This window comes from Xanthomonas sp. WCS2018Noco2-27, assembly GCF_031843525.1.
In the GTDB taxonomy this organism is placed as follows: domain Bacteria; phylum Pseudomonadota; class Gammaproteobacteria; order Xanthomonadales; family Xanthomonadaceae; genus Xanthomonas.
In genome coordinates this window covers 1-19,663 of the sequence record NZ_JAVTIK010000006.1, presented here as the reverse complement: position 1 = coordinate 19,663, position 19,663 = coordinate 1, and the positions used below count along the sequence as shown (strand labels likewise).

The following is a 19,663-nucleotide window of genomic DNA, read 5'->3' as shown; positions in this document are numbered from 1 at the left end:
AAGGACCTCCGCATGGCCGGTGCCAGCCTGTTTACCCTGCTCGACGACATCGCCACCCTGCTGGACGACGTTTCCATCCTGACCAAGGTTGCGGCCAAGAAAACCGCCGGCGTGCTGGGCGACGATCTGGCACTCAACGCGCAGCAGGTGACCGGCGTCAGCGCCGACCGCGAGTTGCCGGTGGTCTGGGCAGTCGCCAAGGGGTCGCTGGTCAACAAGGTGATCCTGGTGCCGGCGGCGTTGGCGATCAGCGCGCTGGAAGCCTGGCTGCGCGGACGCGGCTACAACGTGCCGCTGGTGATGCCGCTGATGATGATCGGCGGCGCCTACCTGTGCTTCGAAGGCGTGGAGAAGCTGGCGCACAAGTTCCTGCACGACGCGGACGAAGAAGCGCAGCGGCATGCCGAGCGCACCCGCGCGCTGGCCGACGAACAGGTCGATGTGGTGGCGCTGGAAAAGGACAAGGTCAAGGGCGCGATCCGCACCGACTTCATCCTGTCGGCGGAGATCATCGTGCTGTCGCTAGGCGTGGTGGCCGGTGTGTCGTTCGGCCAGCAGGTGGCAGTGCTGGTGGCGATCGCGCTGGCGATGACCATCGGCGTGTACGGCCTGGTCGCGGCGATCGTGAAGCTGGACGATCTGGGCCTGTACCTGACCCAGAAGGGCGCGTCGCTGGCGGCGCTCGGCCGCGGCATTCTGGTGGCCGCGCCATGGTTGATGAAGTTCCTGTCGGTGGCAGGCACGCTGGCGATGTTCCTGGTCGGCGGCGGCATCCTGGTCCACAACATCCCAGCGTTGCACCACCTCGTCATGGATCTGGCCAAGTCGGCCGGCGGCATGGGCTGGCTGGTCGAAGCGCTGGGCAACATGGTGGTCGGCGTGGTCGCCGGTGCGGTGGTGCTGGGAGCCGTGATGTTGTTCCAGAAGCTGCGCGGGAATAAGGCCGCGCACTGATCTTGTCTTGGAGCGGCTACCAGAACGTAGTGAGCACTCGTAGGTGAGTGCGGACGGCGCGGAGGAACACGGAGCGGACGAGTGGACCATGCCGCACCGAGCACTCACCGCATCCGCCTGGCGGTGAGCACAGTCGTTTTGTTAGCTGCCCTAATCTGCGCTGATCACCCGATTCTTGCCCGCGGCTTTGGCGTCGTACATGGCGCGGTCGGCGCGGCGCACCAGCTCGTCCTGGGTTTCGTCGGTATGGCGCAGCGCCACGCCTGCGCTGAAGCTGATGAAGATCCGCACGTCTTCGTGCAGCAAGGAGCGCTGCGCCATGGCACGTTGCAGGCGGATGACCGCCGCGCTGGCCTCGAAGATGGTCGAGTCCGGCAGCAGCAGCACGAATTCTTCGCCGCCGAAGCGGGCAATGGCATCGGTGGTACGCAATACTGCCTTGGCCACATCGACGGTGTGGCGTAGCGCGGCGTCGCCGCCGGCGTGGCCGTGGGCTTCGTTGAGGCGGCGGAAGTCGTCCAGGTCCAGCATCGCCACGCACAGCGGCTGGCCGCTGCGTTGGGTGCGCACTGCTTCGCGCTGGAACAGTTCTTCGAAGCCGCGCCGGTTGAGCGCGCCGGTCAGCTGGTCTTCGCGCACCAGTCCGGCGACTGCGTTGAGTTCCTGTTCGAGCGAGGCGATGCGTTGTTCGGCGTCTTCGACCTGGCGGCGTGCGGACAGCAGTTCGTCGCGCGCGGCCAGCGCCTGGGCCTGGACCCCGGCGGTGTCCTGCAGCACGTCCTGCAGCAGGCGGTTGAGGTCGGGAATGCTGCGAGCGTCGCCGATCGCCTGCGAATAGCCGGCAACGCGGTCGTGATACTCGCCGGTGCTGGTGGCCATGCCGTCGAGCCGGTCGACGAAGGACACCATCATTTCGCGCATGGCGCTCTTGGAATCGGCAATGCCCTGCTTGAGCAGGCCCTGCTTGTAGATCACCTCGCGCAGGGTACCGCGCGCCTGCTCGATCGATTCCACGTCCAGCGGGCCGGCCAGCAGCTGCCGCACCACCGAGATCTGGCCCTGCAACCAGCTGCGATCGTCGAGGAGTTCGCCGACGTTCTCCAACAATAGGTCGAACAAGCCGAGCAAAAGGTTCTGTTGTTCGCTGGCATCCTCGGCGCGCAGGCCGATCTGATGGCTCAGTTCGCGCAGTCGCTGCTCCAGCGTGATCAACTCGTGCCCGGGGCGCCAATGGCGCAGTGCCGAGGCCAGGGTCTGGGCTTCTTCGGCCAGCTCGGGGCTGCGTTGCAGCAGGGTGGCCAGGGCGTTGCCCAGCGCGTGCCGCAGCAGGTCGCGCAGCTGTTCGGCTTCGGTGCGGCCTTCGGCAATGGAGTCGCCGATATCGATGGTGCGGATGTATTTGTCGATCAGCTGGCGCAGCGTGCGGCCGTAGCCTGGCCAGTCGCCGGCCGCGTAGGCCGCGCTCAGGCGTACGCCCATGTCGCCCAGCTCACCGTGCAGGCTGGCGATGCCTTCGGCGAACGCCAGCAGCAGTGCCTCGGGATGCGCTGCATGCGAAAACAGACGAACGAGCATCGCGGTGGCGGCCGCCGGATCGTGCGCGCCGGACTTGGTCTTGGCGGGAACCAGCTGATGTGCCGCCAGCCCCGGCGCGGCATGCGCGCTGCCGCGCACGCTCGGCAGCGCAGCGACCGGGCGCGCGGTGTCCGTGCCGCCCCAGGGCAACAGACGGCGCAGCCCGCCACGCGGGCGGCTTGGAAGGTCAGGCTGGTCGGTCATGCCAGGTCTCGAAAGGTCGACGTGCTATCGCTGGTTATCGGCGCGTACGCGAGTCGCTTGAGCAGACCGGACCGGATGGCGCACTCCGCAGCATGCATCCAATCGCGACGCCGCGATGCGATGCATGACGCGAACATGGGCATGAACAAGTTACACAGATGACGACGAGCGCAGCCGCACTCTCCCGCATTCGGTGCATCTCAGTGCCTATGCACCGATGCGGGGATGTCATCGCACTGCAATGCATCGCTTATGCCTGCAGACCTGCGCAACTGTGCGTAAAGGAATGTGGGCTGTCGCAGAAAAGTCAGCACATGTTCACGCATATTTTATTTGTACGGGGTGTAGATTCATCACCAAGGACAACGTGGAGTACGCGCGTGGTCCCTGCTCCTCATTCGTAGCATGTCGTCTGGCCACATCGGCAGACGATGGTTTTCGCTTCGCCGTTTTCCGTCTCCACCCACTTTACGACGGACGTTTAGATGGTTGCCACGATGCCGCTTCACGCCAGCACTGCACGCTTAGAGCGCAGCACGATGATCCCCACGCTGAAGAAAAGCGGGCGGCCGCGTGATGCACGCGGGCGTTTCATTCGCCATCACGAGCGATTGCCGGTGTCGCTGGCCGATACGCGTGGTGCGTTGTTCGTGGTGTCGGAGATGGCCGACTTCGTCAAGGCTGGCGGTCTGGGCGATGTCGCGGCAGCACTGCCGCGCGCGCTGCGCCATCGCTACGACGTGCGTGTGTTGATCCCCGGCTACCGCGCGGTGCTTGAGCGCGCCGGCAAAGTCGAGATCGTTGGCCGCGTGTTGGCGCATGCCGCGCTGCCGGCCTGCGACATCGGCCGCATCGTGCAGTCCGATGGCTTGCCGATCTACATCCTGTTGTCCAAGGAACTGTTCGAACGCGATGGCTCGCCGTATGTGAGCACCAGCGGTTCGGAGTTCGAAGACAACGCGATCCGCTTCGCCACCTTGTCGCATGCCGCCGCGCAGATTGCCGCCGGTCATGCCGGCCTGGGCTGGAAGCCGCGCCTGCTGCATCTCAACGACTGGCCGTGTGCGCTGGCGGCCGGCTACGTGCGTTGGTCCGGCGGCACCACCCCGTGCCTGCTCACCATCCATAACCTGGCCTACCAGGGCCTGGTGCCGTATTCGATGGCGTCCGCACTGGGCATCCCGGCCGAGCGGGTGGCCGAGCTGGAGTTCTACGGGCAGATGTCGTTCCTGCGTGGCGGTATCGTCAATGCCGACCACGTCAACACCGTCAGCATCAGCTATGCCAAGCAGATCACCGGCCCGGCGCAGGGCTGTGGGCTGGACCGGCTGCTGGCCGGCCGCGCTGCCAAGGGCGCGCTGACCGGCATCGTCAACGGCATCGACGCCAGCTGGGACCCGCGCACCGACGTCCACCTGGATTCGCACTTCAGCGTGAACCAGTGGCAGGGCCGGCAGGCCAATGCCGCCCAGGTGCGCAAGGCTTTCGGGCTGCGCGACAGCACCGGGCCGTTGTTTGCGGTGGTGTCGCGGCTGGTGCATCAGAAGGGCCTGGACCTGATCTGCGAGGTTGCCCCGCAGATCGTGGCGGCCGGTGGCCAGATCGCCGTGATCGGCGGTGGCGAGCCGGAGATCGAACAACAGGTGGCCGAGTTGACCCGCCGGTATCCCGGCCAGGTCGGTGCCTTCATCGGCTTCGAGGAAGGCCTGGCGCGGCGCATGTTCGCCGGTGCGGACTTCCTGCTGATGCCGTCGCGCTTCGAGCCTTGCGGCCTGAGCCAGATGTACGCGCAGCGCTTCGGCTGCCTGCCGATCGCACACGCTACCGGTGGGCTGATCGATACCGTGGACGACGGCGTCACCGGTTTCCTGTTCCAGCACGCCAGCGTGGAAGCCTTGCGCCGCTGCCTGGAACGCGCGTTCCGCACCTTCCGGCTGCCCAGCCTGCTGTCGGCGATGCGCCGCGCGGCCATGCTGCGGCCCAGCGGCTGGGATGTGGCCGGCAAGAAGTATCTGTCCCTTTACGAACGCACCGCCGCAACCGCACCTGCGCTTGCGACGGTGTCATGAGCGAACGGTTGGGCGTGCAAGGGCAGGGAACGGAAGGCGAGGCTGTGACCACGGAAGGAGTGTCTGATAGCGCGCTTGCCTTACAGGCGCTGGCCGACGGAGCGCCGACCGACGCGTTCGCGGTGCTGGGCCCGCATCTGCAGGCCGATGGCCGCCGCCGCGTTCGGGTGCTGGCACCCGGCGCCGAGGCGATGGGCCTGATCGATCCACGCGGCAAGTTGCTGGCGCGCATGCAGGCCGGCGCAGTCGATGGCGTGTTCGAAGGCGAGCTGGCGGTCGATGGCCCGTATCGGCTGCGTATCGTCTGGCCGGACGTGGTGCAGGAGATCGAAGACCCGTACGCGTTTGCCCCCACCCTGGACGAGTCGCTACTGCTGCAGATCGCCACCGGCGACGGGCAGGCGTTGCGCAGCACGCTGGGCGCACAGCATCTGCGCTGCGACGAGGTACCGGGCGTACGCTTTGCGGTCTGGGCGCCACACGCCCAGCGCGTGGCCGTGGTGGGCGACTTCAATGGCTGGGAGGCGCGGCGGCATCCCATGCGTCAGCGTCTGGGCGGCTTCTGGGAGCTGTTTCTGCCGCGTGTGGAAGCCGGCGCCCGCTACAAATACGCGATCACCGCCGCCGATGGCCGTGTGCTGCTCAAGGCCGACCCGGTCGCGCGCCAGAGCGAGCTGCCGCCGGCCACCGCTTCGGTCGTGCCTGGTGGCGCCGCGTTTGCGTGGACCGATGCCGAGTGGATGGACAAGCGTGCGGTGCAGGCATTGCCGGCGCCGATGTCCATCTACGAGGTACATGCCGCTTCGTGGCGCCGCGATGGCCACAACCAGCCGCTGGACTGGCCCAGTCTGGCCAAGCAACTGATCCCGTATGTGCAGGAGCTGGGCTTCACCCATCTCGAGTTGCTGCCGATCACCGAGCACCCGTTTGGTGGCTCTTGGGGTTACCAGCCGCTGGGCCTGTATGCGCCGACTGCCCGTCACGGCAGCCCGGATGGTTTTGCGCAGTTCGTCGATGCCTGCCACCGTGCCGGCATCGGCGTGATCCTGGATTGGGTCAGCGCGCACTTTCCCGATGATGCGCACGGCCTGGCGCAGTTCGATGGCGCCGCGCTGTACGAGCATGCCGACCCGCGCGAAGGCATGCATCGCGACTGGAATACGCTGATCTACAACTACGGCCGTCCGGAAGTGACCGCCTACCTGTTGGGCAGCGCGCTGGAGTGGATCGATCATTACCACCTCGACGGCCTGCGCGTGGATGCGGTGGCCTCGATGCTGTACCGCGATTACGGCCGTGCCGAAGGCGAATGGGTGCCCAACGCGCATGGCGGCCGCGAGAATCTGGAGGCGGTGGCGTTCTTGCGCCAGCTCAACTGCGAGATTGCCGCGCGTTATCCGGGCGTGCTGACCATTGCCGAAGAATCCACCGCCTGGCCCGGCGTGACCGCGCCGATCAGCGACGGCGGGCTGGGCTTTACGCACAAGTGGAACATGGGTTGGATGCACGACACGCTGAGCTACATGCAGCGCGATCCTGCCGAGCGCGCGCAACACCACAGCCAGCTCACCTTCGGCCTGGTGTACGCGTTCTCCGAACGCTTCGTGTTGCCGCTGTCGCACGACGAAGTGGTGCATCGCACCGGCGGCCTGCTTGGGCAGATGCCGGGTGACGACTGGCGCCGCTTCGCCAACCTGCGTGCGTATCTGGCACTGATGTGGGCGCATCCGGGCGACAAACTGGTGTTCATGGGCGCCGAATTCGGCCAGTGGAGCGATTGGAATCACGATCAGTCGCTGGATTGGCATCTGCTCGACGGCGCGCCGCATCGCGGCGTGCAGCAACTGGTGGGCGATCTCAACGCCACCTTGCGCCGCGTGCCGGCGCTGTATCGCAGCACGCATCGCGCCGACGGCTTCGACTGGAGCGTGGCCGACGATGCACGCAATAGCGTGCTGGCCTTCATTCGTCACGACCCCGAAGGCGGTACGCCGCCGTTGCTGGCGGTGAGCAACCTCACCCCGCAACCGCAGCACGACTACCGCGTGGGCGTTCCGCGCGCCGGCATCTGGCGCGAAATCCTCAATACCGACAGTGCCCGTTACGGCGGCAGCAACCTCGGCAACAGCGGTCGTCTTGCGACCGAGCCGATGGGCATGCATGGGCATACGCAACGTCTGCTCCTGACTCTGCCGCCGCTGGCCACGATCTACCTGCAAGCGGAGAAATAACAATGAACCAGCGCAACGACATCATCCCGGCCTGGGGCGCATGGCCAGCGGGTGAGGGACAGGTGCGCTTCGCGCTCTGGGCACCGGACGCAACGCGCGTGGAAGTGGTGTTCGACGACGGCACGCGTAGCGCGCTGCAGGCCGGGCAGGACGGATTCTTCACCGCCACCCTGGCCTGCGCGGCAACTGCGCGCTATCGCTACAGCGTCGATGGCGGCGAGCCGGTGCCGGATCCAGCCTCGCGCTGGCAGCCCGATGGCGTGCACGGCCCCAGCGCCGTGCAGCCCACCGATAGCTACCGCTGGAGCAACACGCAGTGGCAGGGCCGTCCGTGGGACGAGGCGGTGATCTATGAGCTGCACGTGGGCACCTGCGGCGGCTATGCCGGCGTGCAGGCGCAGTTGCCGCAGCTGGCCGCGATGGGCATCACCGCCATCGAGCTGATGCCGTTGAGCGCCTTCCCCGGTGCGCACAACTGGGGCTACGACGGCGTGCTGCCGTATGCGCCGGCCGACGCCTATGGCACGCCCGACGCACTCAAGGCGTTGATCGATGCTGCGCACGGCCACGGCCTGATGGTGTTGCTGGACGTGGTCTACAACCACTTCGGCCCGGACGGCAATTACCTGCACAGCTATGCCGGCCCGTTCTTCAATGCAGACAAGCCCACCCCGTGGGGCGCGGCGATCGACTTCCACAAGCCGCCGGTGCAGCGCTATTTTCTCGATAACGCATTGATGTGGTTGCACGAATACCGCTTCGACGGCTTGCGCCTGGATGCGGTGCACGCGATCACGCCCAATGCATTTCTGGACACCTTGCGCGAGACCGTGGAGAGCAGCCTGCCGTCTGGCCGCCACGTGCATCTGGTGCTGGAAAACGAGGCCAACCAGGCCTCGCAACTGCAACGTGGCTACACCGCGCAGTGGGACGACGATTTCCACAACGCCTTGCATGTGTTGCTGACCGGAGAGGCCGAAGGCTATTACGCCGCCTTCGCCGACAAGCCCACCGAGCATCTTGCGCGCGTGCTCGGCGAAGGCTTTGCCTATCAGGGCGAGCCGGACCCGCGTGGCCACGTGCGTGGCGAGCCCAGTGGTGCGTTGCCGCCGTACAAGTTTGTGGTGTTTGCGCAGAATCACGACCAGATCGGCAACCGTGCGCGTGGCGAGCGGCTGACCGTGCTGGTCGCGCAACCGCGCTTGCGCGCAGCGTTGGCGTTGACCGCATTGACGCCGATGATTCCGCTGTTTTTCATGGGCGAGCCCTGGGGTGCGACGCAGCCGTTCCTGTTCTTCACCGACTTCGGTCCGCCGCTGGATGAGGCGGTGCGCGAAGGGCGGCGTCGCGAGTTCGCGCACTTTGCCGCGTTCGCGGATGAAGCGCAGCGCGCCACCATTCCCGACCCCAATAGTCATGCCACCTTCGCCGCCTCGCGATCGCCGATCGGCGATGCAGCGCACGGCGACGGCGCGCAGTGGGCTGCGTGGTTCACCGCGCTGCTCGCCGTGCGTCGGCAGTGGTTGGTGCCAGGCCTTGCCGACGCGCGCGCGGTGCGTGCCAGCGTGCTGGCCGATGGCGCGCTCACCGCCACCTGGGAGCTGCCGGGCGGGCTGTGGCATATCGCCTTCAACGTCGGCAGTGCAGCCGTGCCGTTGCCACCACTGCGCGGGCGCGTGGCGTTTGCCGAAAACGTGAATATCTCCGCGCAGCAGTTGCCGGTCGACAGTTTCATTGCCTGGCATGAGGACCGCTCATGAGTACGAACACCTTGCACACCCTGGCCGCCGCGGCCGGGGTGATGGTGGAGTGGGTGGACGCCAGCGACCAACCGCGGCAGGTCTCCGAGCAATCGGTGCAGGCGGTATTGACCGCCCTCGAATTGCCATCGGCCACTGCCGCACAACGCGAAGACAGCCTGCGACGCTGCAAGGCGCAGGCAGATGAGCCGGCAGTGCTGCTCACCGTGCAGGTGGGCGCGCCATTGCCGTTGCGCGTTGCCGCCAATGCGAGTGGCCGCTGGACCGATGACAACGGCAGCACCGAAGAAGCACGTGCGGATGCGCAGGGGCAATTGCTTGCACCGCAGCGTTTTGGTTATTGGACGCTACAGATCGGTGCGCTGACCCAGCAGGTGGCAGTCGCGCCGCACCGCTGTTTCAGCGTGGCCGATGCCTGCGGCCAGCCGTCGCCGCGTGCCTGGGGCATGGCGCTGCAGGTGTATTCGGCCTGCAGCCTCGATGATGGTGGCATCGGCGATGCTGCCGGCGCTGTCGATTGGCTGCGGCACGCGGCGCTGGCTGGCGCCGATGCGCTGGCACTGAGCCCGGTGCATGCCTCGCGCCCGATCACCGGTGGTTACAGCCCGTATTCGCCGAGTGACCGACGCTTTTTCGATCCCTTGCATGCCGCACCGGTCCGCGTGTTGGGCGAACTGGCGCTGGAGGCGATCGACGAGATCGCAGGCCTGCGCCAGCGCTTCGACACGCTGCACACCAATGCATTGATCGACTGGCCTGCCTCGGCGCAGGCCAAGTGGGAGCTGTTGCGCCATCTGCATGCGCGCGTGGCGCCGGATCATGCCGATCTGCTCGCCTTCCGTAACGCAGGCGGTGCAGCGCTGGACGGATTCGCACGCTTCGCCGCGCAGGATTATGGCGACAACGATCCGCAGCTGCATGTGTTCACCCAATGGCTGGCAGCGCGCAGTTGGTCCGATGCGCAGCGCGAAGCGCACGAGCGCGGCATGAAGATCGGCCTGATCGCCGATCTGGCGGTGGGCTTCGACCCCAACGGTGCCGAAGCCGCTGCCGCCGCAGAGACGGTGTTGCGTGGCCTGGTGTTGGGCGCGCCGCCGGATGCCTTCAATGCCGATGGCCAGCACTGGGGCATCGGTGCGTATTCGCCCACCGCATTGCGACGCAGCGGGTTTGCGCCGTACATCGCGCTGCTACGCGCGGTGCTGCGCGATCGTGGCGGGATCCGCATCGATCACATTCTTGGCCTGTTGCGGTTGTGGGTGGTGCCCGAGGGTGCCGGCTCCAACGAAGGCGCCTATCTGGCATACCCGCTGCACGATCTGCTCAATCTGCTGGCGCTGGAATCGTGGCGTCACCGCGCCATTGTGATCGGCGAAGATCTGGGCGTGGTGCCGCCGGGCATCCGCGAAGAACTCTCGCGCCGCGGCGTGATGGGCATCGATGTGCTGATGTTCACCCGCGACGAAGATGGTGCATTCATCGCGCCCGGCTTGTGGCGCCCGGATGCGGTAGCCACCACCACCACCCATGATCTGCCCACGCTTACCGGCTGGCGCGCTGGCCGTGATATCGACTGGCGTCGCAAGCTCGCGCTGATCAAGCCTGAGCAAGCCAGCGACGACGCAAGCCACCGTGCCAAGGATGTCGCGCGACTGGATGCGGCGGTGGAGCACGTCGGCCTGTCCAGCGACGATGCGCTGCTGGGCGCGCTGCGGTTTACCGCCAGCAGCGTGTCGCCGCTGGCCTTGCTGCCGGCCGAAGACGCACTGGCGCTGGACGAACAACCCAATCTGCCGGGCACCGTCGAAGTCCATCCCAACTGGCGTCGACGCCTGCCCGATCCCTTGCCGCATGCGCGCCTGACCACGGCGCTGCAGGGCTTTGCCGAGGCGCGTCGCGTCGCGGCCGTTTCGGAACCACAGTCATGATCGATCTTCGCGCCACCGCCCGCCTGCAGCTGCATGCCGGCTTTACCTTGCACGATGCGCTTGCGCAGGTGCCGTACTACGCCGGCCTTCGCATCAGCCATCTGTACCTGTCGCCGATCGGTACTGCGGTGCCGGGCTCCACGCACGGCTACGACAATATCGACCCGTCCGTGGTCAACCCGGAACTCGGAGGCGAAGCGGCGTTGATCGCGTTGTCGCAGGCGGCGCGCGAACACGGCATGGGTCTGATCGCCGACATCGTGCCCAACCACATGGCCACTCACGCGCAAAATGCCTGGTGGTGGGATGTGTTGCGCAACGGCCGCAGCGCCAAGCATGCCGACTGGTTCGATATCGACTGGCGTGCGCCGGGTCGCGATGGAAAGCTGTGGCTGGCAGTGCTGGACCGCCCGTATGCCACCGCGCTGGCCGACGGCTTGATCACGCTGGTGATCCAGGACGACGGCAGTGCCGCACTGGCGCATTACGACCAGCGTTACCCAATTCGTCCGCAGACGCTGGAGATTCCGGAGCCATCCGCACGGGCGCAGTGGCTGCGCGACTACAACGACGGTGCCAAGCGTGGCGATGGCCGCCTGCACAAGGTGATCGAACGCCAACCGTATCGGTTGAACTGGTGGCGGGTGGGCAACGACATGCTCAATTATCGCCGTTTCTTCGACATCACCTCGCTGGTGGCGTTGCGGGTCGAGCTGCCGGCGGTGTTCGATGCGGTGCATGCGCTGCCGCTGCGGTTGGTGGCCGAAGGGCACCTGGACGGCCTGCGCATCGACCATGTGGACGGCCTCACCGACCCCACCGGTTACGTGCGCAAGCTGCGCAGCCGGCTGGATGTGGCCGGGCGCACGCGCGGGCTCAAGCCCGGCACGCTGGGCCTGTATCTGGAAAAGATCCTCGCCCCCGGCGAGCATCTGCCGGCTGACTGGCCCTGCGATGGCACCACCGGTTACGACTTCATGGACCAGGTCGGCGGCGTGTTGCACGACGCGGCCGGCTTCAAGCCGTTGGCGCGTGCCTGGCAACGCGTGAGCGGACGCAGTGGCGACTTCGCGCAGGAAGAACGCGCGGCCCGCGATGAAATCCTGCGCGGCCCGCTGCAGACCGAATTCAATCGCGCCGTGGGTGCGTTGTCGGCACTGGCACGCCTGGACCCGCCAACACGCGAGTTCAGCCCGCAGATGCTGGCACGCGGTCTGTGCGTGCTGCTGCGCTGGTTCCCGGTGTATCGCACCTATGCCGGTGCCAAGGGCGTTACCGGCAGCGAGGCAGAGCGCCTGCGCAGCACCGCCGCGCATGCCCGCGACGGCATGCCGGAGTCGATCGTTGCAGCGGTCGACGCCATCGAGCGCTGGTTGCTGGACGATGCCGGTGCCGACCGCGCGCAGATCGCCTTGCGGCGCATCCTGCGCCGCCGCGTGGAGCAGCTGTCCGCACCGCTCAATGCCAAGTCGGTGGAAGACACCGCGTTCTACCGGCACGGCGTGCTGTTGTCGCGCAACGAGGTCGGCAGCCATCCGACCCACTTCGCCAACGAGGCCGCCGAGTTCCACGCGCAGAATCAGCAGCGCGCCAAGCACTATCCGCGCGCGCTGCTGGCCACTGCCACCCACGATCACAAGCGCGGCGAAGACCTACGCATGCGGCTGGCGGTGCTATCCGAGCAGCCGAAGTGGTGGGTCGAGCAGAGCGCCCAGTTCGATGCCCTGGCCCAGACGCTGGAATCGCCGGCGCTGGCCGGTGGCGACCAACAAATGCTGTGGCAGACGCTGGTGGCGGCCTGGCCCATCGGGCTGGGCGCCGATCAGGCCGAGCCGCTCGCCGGCTATGCCGAGCGCGTGGCGCAGTGGCTGCTCAAGGCGGTGCGCGAAGCCAAGCTGCATACCAGCTGGACCGATGGCTCGGCCGAGTACGAACAGGCCGTGCAGGCCACCGTGGAGCAGGTGCTGAGCAGCCGTGCCGGGTTGCCGCTACGCCGCGCGCTGCTACGTGCCAGTAACCACATCGCCGCGGCCGGTGCGCGTAATTCGCTGGTGCAAACCACCTTGCGCCTGACCGTGCCCGGTGTGCCCGACCTGTATCAGGGCACCGAGGGCTGGGATCTTTCGCTGGTGGATCCGGACAACCGCCGCCCGGTGGATTACACACAGCGGCAGCAGTGGCTGCAGCAGGCGCGCGACTTCAACACCTTGCTGCGCAGCTGGCGCGATGGCGCAGTCAAGGCGCGTCTGACCGCTGTGCTGCTGCAGCTGCGCAGCGAACATCCGGCGCTGTTTGCGAAGGGCGACTACCAGCCATTGAACGTCGCGGCCAGCGGTGCTGCGCAGGTGCTGGCGTTCCGTCGTCAGTACCGGGGCCAGTCGTTGGTGGTTGCGGTCACCCGGCTGGGCGCCGGTGCGCACAGCGAAGGCGATCTGCCGTTGCTGGTGCCGCCGGCCACTTGGGGTCAGGCGTCGTTGGCATTGCCGGAAGCCACATACCGTAATGTGCTCGACGGCAGCACGCTGCAGCCGCAGCGCGGCCGCGTGGCCCTATCCACGGTGTTTGCACGTGCGCCGGTGGCAGTGTTGTTGACCCCGTAATCGACCTTGAGGGAAATGTACGCAATGAATGACACGGAACGGCAAGCGCGGCTTCGCCAGTTGGCACAGGAGATCTGGGAGGCCGAAGGCCGCCCGGACGGGCATGCGCACCGCCACTGGGCAATGGCCGAGCGGCTGGTGGATGCCGAAGAACGCGCGGCCGAGCAGTCCGCCGAGCACGCGGCCACGCCGATCACTGCGCGCCAGTAACGCGGTGTCTGCCACCTTGCACGGGTTGTGCTGCGCGCTCCTGCAAGCGTGCACAGCCCGCCGCAGCCGCACACCGCGCACTGTCTTGAGTTCACCGTTTTAAGGAGTTACCGATGGCCACTCGCAAGTTCACTCAGCGCTCGCGCATCCGCGAAGGCCGTCCCAACCCCCTCGGCGCCACCTGGGACGGTTTGGGCGTCAATTTTGCGCTGTATTCGCGCAATGCCACGCGCGTGGAGTTGTGCCTGTTCGACGAGCGTGGCCGCGAGCAGGAGCGCATCGCGCTGCCCGAATACACCGATGAGGTCTGGCACGGCTATTTGCCCGACGCCCGCCCCGGTCAGCTGTATGGCTACCGCGTGCATGGGCCCTACGCCCCCGAGGCCGGGCATCGCTTCAACCACAACAAATTGCTGCTTGATCCGTATGCCAAGCAGATTGTCGGCGAACTCAAATGGGCGCCGCATCTGTTCGGGTACACCATTGGTCACCGCGACAAGGACCTGAGTTTCGATCGCCGCGACAGTGCGGCATTCATGCCTAAATCCGCGGTGATCGACCCGGCCTTTACCTGGGGCCAGGACCGCCCGCCGCAGACGCCCTGGAACCGCACGGTGATCTACGAAGCGCACGTGCGCGGGTTGAGCATGCTGCACCCGGCGGTGCCACCGGAAGAACGCGGCACGTTCTCGGCGCTGAAGACCGACGAGCTGATCGACCACATCAGCTCACTCGGCGTCACTGCGGTGGAACTGCTGCCCGTGCACGCGTTCGTCGACGACCAATACCTGCTGGAAAAAGGCCTGCGCAATTACTGGGGCTACAACACGCTCGGGTTCTTTGCGCCGCAGGGCCGCTACATGTCCACGCGCACCGTGGCCGAGTTCAAGCAGATGGTGGCGCGGTTGCACCACGCCGGCCTGGAAGTGCTGCTGGACGTGGTCTACAACCACACCGCCGAAGGCAACGAGCTGGGGCCGACGCTGTCGTTCAAGGGCATCGACAACGCCAGTTACTACCGCCTGGCCGACGATCGCCGCTTCTATATCAACGACACCGGCACCGGCAACACCTTTGACCTGACCAACGTCGGCGCGCTGCGCATGGTGATGGATTCGCTGCGTTACTGGGTGCAGGAAATGCACGTGGACGGCTTCCGCTTCGATCTGGCCAGCATCCTGGGCCGCGAGCGCTACGGTTTCGATCCGTCGGGCAGCTTTCTGGATGCGGTGCGGCAGGACCCGGTGTTGAGCCAGACCAAGTTGATCGCCGAGCCGTGGGATATCGGTCCCGGCGGCTACCAGGTCGGCAATTTCCCGCCGGGTTGGGTGGAGTGGAACGACAAGTTCCGCGACAACGTGCGCGCGTTCTGGCGCGGCGATGGCGGACAACTGGCCGAGTTGGCCACGCGTCTGACCGGCTCTGCCGATCTGTTCGATCACAGCGGCCGCCGGCCGACCGCGTCGGTCAATTTCGTCACCGCGCACGACGGGTTCACCCTGCGCGATCTGGTCAGTTACGAGGGCAAGCACAACCTCGCCAACGGCGAAGACGGCAGGGACGGCAGCGACCACAATATCTCCGCCAATTATGGCGTCGAAGGCGAGACCAACGATGCGGCGATCAAGCAGCTGCGCCGTCAACAGATGCGCAATCTGCTCGCCACCTTGCTGCTGTCGCAAGGCACGCCGATGCTGTTGGCCGGCGATGAATTCGGCCATAGCCAGAACGGCAACAACAACGCGTATTGCCAGGACAACGAACTGAGCTGGATCGACTGGACGGCCGCCACCAAGGCTGCCGCTGCCGATCAGGCCGCGTTCGTGCGCCGCTTGATCCGCATCCGTCAGCGTTACCCGTTGCTGCATCGCGCACGCTTCTTCGACGGCAAGTTCGACGAAGCGCTGGGCTTGCGGGATCTCACCTGGCTGGCGCCCAACGGCACCGAGATGGACGAAGCCGGTTGGCACGACCCGGAAGCGCGTGCGCTGATGCTGCGTCTGGATGGCCGCTCGCCGACTACCGGCCTGCGCGAAATTGCCGCCAACGTCACCTTACTGATGCTGATCAACGCCGCCTCCACCACTGTGTCGTTCACGCTGCCGGCCATGCACGACGAACACTGGCGCGTGCTGGTCGACACCGCACGTCATGGCGGCCGCGTGGTGGCCGGCGGCAGCGAGTGGAAGGCGCCCGCGCACTCGCTCACCTTGCTGGCAGTGGAGCGCGACCGCGTGATCAGCAGTGCGCGCATCGTCTCCGAAGGTGGGCGTTGATGAGCGGAGTGGCCTGATGGATGTGTTGTTGGCAGGGGCGACCGGTCTGGTCGGGAAACAGGTGTTGCAGCAGCTGCTCGCCGATGCGCGCTGCACGGGCGTGGTGGCGCTGACGCGTCGCCCGCTGACGCAGATCCATCCCAAACTGCGCAACCAGGTGATCGATTTCGAGCGCCTCGACCACTGGATCGCACCGCGTATGGAATCGGCCATCTGCACGTTGGGCAGCACCATGAAACAGGCTGGTTCGCGCGACGCGTTCTATCGCATCGACCACGATTACCCGCTGGCCCTGGCGCGCGCTGCCTGCGCGCAGGGCACCTCGGTGTTCGTGCTGAACTCGGCGGCCGGAGCAGATGCGCAATCGCGCATCTTCTACAACCGCGTCAAGGGCGAACTGGAACGCGATCTGCGCACGATCGGCTTCCCCTCGCTGACCTTCGTACGCCCTGGGCTGATCGGCGGCGAACGCGAAGAACGCCGCACCGGCGAACACCTCGGCAGCCTGGTGCTGGGCGCACTCGGCCCGATCCTGCCACGGCGCTTCCGCATCAATCCGGCCGAGCGCATTGCCGCCGCGATGGTCACCGCCGCGCTATCGCCCGCGCGTGGCGAGCATAGTGTGGAGGCGGTGGAACTGGCTGGCTAACGCTAGGCGTCTGCCTAGGCCATGATAACGCTAAGAGGACAATGGTGCCGTCAGACTCGTAGTCGTAGCAAATCTCTAAGAGTCCGTTTGAAAAATCGGGTGCTTTGCAGAGATGCAGCGGAGCCCGGGTTCCTGATAACCTTGCTTGGTCCGCGACAAGTTCGCCAAAAGGAAACGGCTATGCATTTGTTGATGAAAGGGACTTTGGTTTTGTTGGTTGGCGCATTGTGCAGTTGCACCGCGCCTTCAGGCAGCGGTGGAAAAGAGCCGCAAGCGTCAACATCGCCTTTAGCAGCTGCGAGTTCAGCAAAAATTCGGGAAATCCTGGTGGTGACCAAGGGAAGTGGGGCCACAACCCATAACCGGTCCGAGCCGGTGGGTCCTGACTCACCGATTTCAGTCACAGTGTCAGTCACCTATTCTGGGTCTGACGTGCCATCTATTTCGCTTCGGTTGATCGATCTAAAGAATGGTCAGGTGCTAGGTGAGCAGGTTCAACCGGTAGCCGTTAATAGTGATTCGGTGCACTTCGAGTTTAAGCCTACTCAGCCCTGGTCTGAGGGGCGCCATTTGTTAGAAGCGCGACTTGGTAAGACTGGGAAAGTAGTTCAGCGCGAGTTTGACGTGGTGCAAAGCCAACCCGCTGCTGCTGCCGAAGTCGACGCTAAATCTTAATGTGTGTCGTTTGCTAGGTCTTCCAGTGCATGCAGGAATGCATGTAAATCCTTTTGTTCTTCCGCAGTCAGCGAGATGGGTGTGCCACGCGCAAGACTTCGGTAATAGATCTCGCGTTGGATCGCCTCTTCAAGGCTTCGAACGCTGCCATCATGCATATACGGTGGCGTGCGGGTGACATTGCGTAGCGTTGGTGTTCGATAGGCCGCCAAGTCATTGCCTTGGCCGCTGATTGCAAACCGTCCCAATGCGGCCATGTTCGCGTCTGACAACACTAGCTCCGCTACCGGGACACCCTGCTCGCGCTTCGTTCTAAAGGATTCAATGGTAGTGCTGACTCGTCCAGCCATCCGATCCATTCCGACGTTGGAATGGTGAAACCGGTTGTCTGTGAAAGCGGCCGGTGCGCCCTTCAATGCATGGCATGAGGAGCATTCGGCTTTCCCACGGAACACATCCAGGCCGCGGCGCTCTGCCGTTGTCATGGCAGCAGTATTCCCCGCGACAAAAGCATCGTAGCGGCTGCGGCCAGTGGTCACAGAAGCCAGGTACGCCAAGATGGAACTGGAGATGCGCTCCTGATCGACACGCTCATCGCCAAATGCCGCTTTAAACCGTGTTCGGTAGTCCAGCTTCTGTGACACCGCCTCGATCACCACACTCATATCGGGTTGAGCCATTTCGGCCTGATTGGTGAAGGCCGCTACCGCTGCTTGGTCCAGCCGCTCCTCGCGGCCATCCCAGAAGAAGTGAGTGAAGTGAGGAAGGTCCAACAAGCTCGGCACGTTCCTGGTGCCGGTCCGTTGGCCATAGACGGTGGGGACCGCGACGTCTTGGGCAAACGCCTTGCTGGGGTCATGGCATGAGCTGCAGGCCAGGGTCCGACCTGCACTGAGAGTTGCGTCTCGGAACAAAGTCTCACCCAAGTCCGCTTTGGCTTGATGGCCTTTCCTTTGATCCAGATCCAATCGGGCCAGCCAGCTCACTCCCAACAAAGGAAGGGCGACGGCCAAGAAGAGAGAGATGATGATCTTTCGCGACATTTTTCTTGATTTCAAAGATTGAACAGAGTATGAATACCAGCCACAAAAATCTAGCCCCGAGCTGACCGCTCGTTGGATCAAAGGAAGCCTCATGGATGGGCGATTGACCTCGCATCGCGAGCAAGCAACGGACGTGCGTGGGTCTATGAAGGCTCCACTAGGCTTCTGGCGCGCAGGTAAATTACTCCTGCTGACGTTATTGATGTTTTTGTCCGTGGCGTCCTCAGCCACCAACTATGTCTATGACAGCAGCGGCAAACTGGTTGCCGTCAGTGACGATGTTGGATCTAGTGCTCGATACATCTACGACAGCATAGGCAATCTACTCACAGTAGATCGATTCGCTGCAGGTCAGTTGGCAATCTTTACCTTCAGTCCGGGACGTGGCGCTCCAGGCACGACCGTCAAGATCAAGGGCCAGGGCTTTAGTACGACCGCCACGCAAAATGCGGTTAAGTTCAACGGTGTGGTGGCAACGATTGTAGCCGCGACCGTCAACGAGCTAACCGCCACTGTTCCCGCTGGCGCCACCACTGGGCCCATTTCAGTTGCGGTCGGCGCCGCCGTAGCCGCAAGTCCTGGCAATTTCGTCGTTGATGCCGCTGCTGCGGTTCCCACGATCACATCTATTGCTCCTACTCTGGTGGCAGTCGGCGAGCAGGTTACGATTGCGGGTAAACAATTGTTACCTGTCGTAGGGCAGACCTCGACGTTGCTCAACGGACGGGCGGTCGCTACATCAAGTTCGTCTAATACGCAGATCGTTTTCCCAGTTCCGCCCAAGGTGGGCAGCGGCAAGGTTACGATTGTTACGCCCTACGGTTCGGCCGCCAGCAGTCAGGACGTGGTGGTGGCCCCTACAGGTGTTGAAACCGCAAATATCGAGTCTGTGAAGCGACTAGCGCTTAATGCTGCCGCGCAGACCTTGGCAGTCAACGCAACTGGGAAGGCAGTTGCTGTGTTGTATGACGCCGCTGTGGGAGATTTTCCAAGCCTGCAGTTCAGCGGTCTGGGGGCAGTGACACTCGAGTACACCGCGTATGGTCCAACGAATATCAGCATTGCTTCTGGCTCGGCTTCAGCGGCAAGTCCAACTGTCCACTTGCCGAGGATTTCGATTGGCGGAACCTACTTGCTGCTATTGCGTCCTTCCAGCGCGCCTGCCACTTGGAAGCTGGCTATAGAAAGAGCGCCATCATTGGTCGTCAATGGCGCTGCGTTATCGCAATCGCTCTCTTCTGTGGCACAGGGCAAGCGATTTTTGGTCAGCGCTACAGCGGGTCAGAACCTGGGATTTGCACTCAGTGATCTGGTGCTGCCCAATGCCTCGTACGTGTACCTGCGCATCAACAAACCTGATGGCAGCTATGCAGCTGATCAATACTGCTACGCCAACAACAACGGTTGCCAGATCAATTTGTTTAACACGGTAACCGGTACCTACAGCGTCGTCGTCGATGCGCCTTACAACGGCGACCAGACGATGAGC

Annotated in this window: 13 protein-coding genes and 1 other RNA gene; 11 read left to right on the top strand and 3 right to left on the bottom strand. The window is 64.7% G+C overall.

Features of this window, described 5'->3' with window-relative positions:
- Positions 1–12: 12 nt before the first annotated feature.
- Positions 13–954, top strand: a complete 942-nt coding sequence (locus RQH86_RS11755) for a DUF808 domain-containing protein (RefSeq protein WP_115561061.1) — start codon at positions 13–15, stop codon at positions 952–954.
- A gap of 14 nt (positions 955–968) precedes the next feature.
- Here the strand turns inward: RQH86_RS11755 and RQH86_RS11750 are convergent.
- Positions 969–1,044: non-coding RNA, sX9 sRNA (locus tag RQH86_RS11750), on the bottom strand.
- 60 nt (positions 1,045–1,104) lie between these two features.
- Positions 1,105–2,733, bottom strand: a complete 1,629-nt coding sequence (locus RQH86_RS11745; protein WP_115561062.1) for a GGDEF domain-containing protein — start codon at positions 2,731–2,733, stop codon at positions 1,105–1,107.
- A gap of 485 nt (positions 2,734–3,218) precedes the next feature.
- Between RQH86_RS11745 and glgA the strand changes: the two genes are divergently transcribed.
- The 9 genes from glgA (at position 3,219) to RQH86_RS11700 (ending at position 17,131) form a co-directional block, all read left to right on the top strand.
- Positions 3,219–4,802 (top strand): glycogen synthase GlgA, encoded by a 1,584-nt coding sequence (gene glgA, locus RQH86_RS11740; RefSeq protein ID WP_311239546.1) that lies wholly within the window; start codon positions 3,219–3,221, stop codon positions 4,800–4,802.
- Positions 4,799–7,033 carry a 1,4-alpha-glucan branching enzyme gene (locus tag RQH86_RS11735; protein ID WP_311239547.1) on the top strand — a complete coding sequence of 745 codons (2,235 nt, stop codon included), beginning with the start codon at positions 4,799–4,801 and terminating at the stop codon, positions 7,031–7,033. The genes glgA and RQH86_RS11735 overlap by 4 nt, the downstream gene beginning before the upstream one ends.
- A gap of 2 nt (positions 7,034–7,035) precedes the next feature.
- Positions 7,036–8,793 carry a malto-oligosyltrehalose trehalohydrolase gene (gene treZ / locus RQH86_RS11730; protein WP_311239548.1) on the top strand — a complete coding sequence of 586 codons (1,758 nt, stop codon included), beginning with the start codon at positions 7,036–7,038 and terminating at the stop codon, positions 8,791–8,793.
- Positions 8,790–10,721 (top strand): 4-alpha-glucanotransferase, encoded by a 1,932-nt coding sequence (locus RQH86_RS11725; RefSeq protein ID WP_311239549.1) that lies wholly within the window; start codon positions 8,790–8,792, stop codon positions 10,719–10,721. Before treZ ends, RQH86_RS11725 begins: the two co-directional genes overlap by 4 nt.
- Entirely contained in the window at positions 10,718–13,321 is a 2,604-nt protein-coding gene (treY, locus tag RQH86_RS11720; RefSeq protein WP_311239550.1) for a malto-oligosyltrehalose synthase, read from the top strand. Before RQH86_RS11725 ends, treY begins: the two co-directional genes overlap by 4 nt.
- 24 nt (positions 13,322–13,345) lie before the next feature.
- Positions 13,346–13,531, top strand: coding sequence for a DUF2934 domain-containing protein (locus RQH86_RS11715; protein WP_055853319.1), 186 nt, complete (start codon positions 13,346–13,348; stop codon positions 13,529–13,531).
- Positions 13,532–13,644: 113 nt separating this feature from the next.
- Positions 13,645–15,807 carry a glycogen debranching protein GlgX gene (gene glgX, locus RQH86_RS11710; protein ID WP_055853318.1) on the top strand — a complete coding sequence of 721 codons (2,163 nt, stop codon included), beginning with the start codon at positions 13,645–13,647 and terminating at the stop codon, positions 15,805–15,807.
- A 16-nt stretch (positions 15,808–15,823) separates the two neighbouring features.
- Positions 15,824–16,456: an NAD-dependent epimerase/dehydratase family protein gene (locus RQH86_RS11705; protein ID WP_311239551.1), complete on the top strand. Its 633-nt coding sequence runs from the start codon at positions 15,824–15,826 to the stop codon at positions 16,454–16,456.
- Between the two features lie 180 nt (positions 16,457–16,636).
- Complete coding sequence (locus RQH86_RS11700; protein WP_311239552.1) at positions 16,637–17,131, top strand: hypothetical protein; 495 nt, start codon at positions 16,637–16,639, stop codon at positions 17,129–17,131.
- Here RQH86_RS11700 and RQH86_RS11695 read toward each other — a convergent pair.
- The gene (locus RQH86_RS11695) at positions 17,128–18,174 is read right to left on the bottom strand and encodes a cytochrome c peroxidase (protein ID WP_311239553.1); all 1,047 of its coding nucleotides are present in this window, start codon (positions 18,172–18,174) and stop codon (positions 17,128–17,130) included. The genes RQH86_RS11700 and RQH86_RS11695 overlap by 4 nt on opposite strands.
- Positions 18,175–18,265: 91 nt before the next feature.
- On the opposite strand from RQH86_RS11695, the gene RQH86_RS11690 reads away from it, so the two are divergent.
- The coding region (locus RQH86_RS11690; protein WP_311239554.1) for an IPT/TIG domain-containing protein at positions 18,266–19,663 on the top strand (1,398 nt) is incomplete at its 3' end.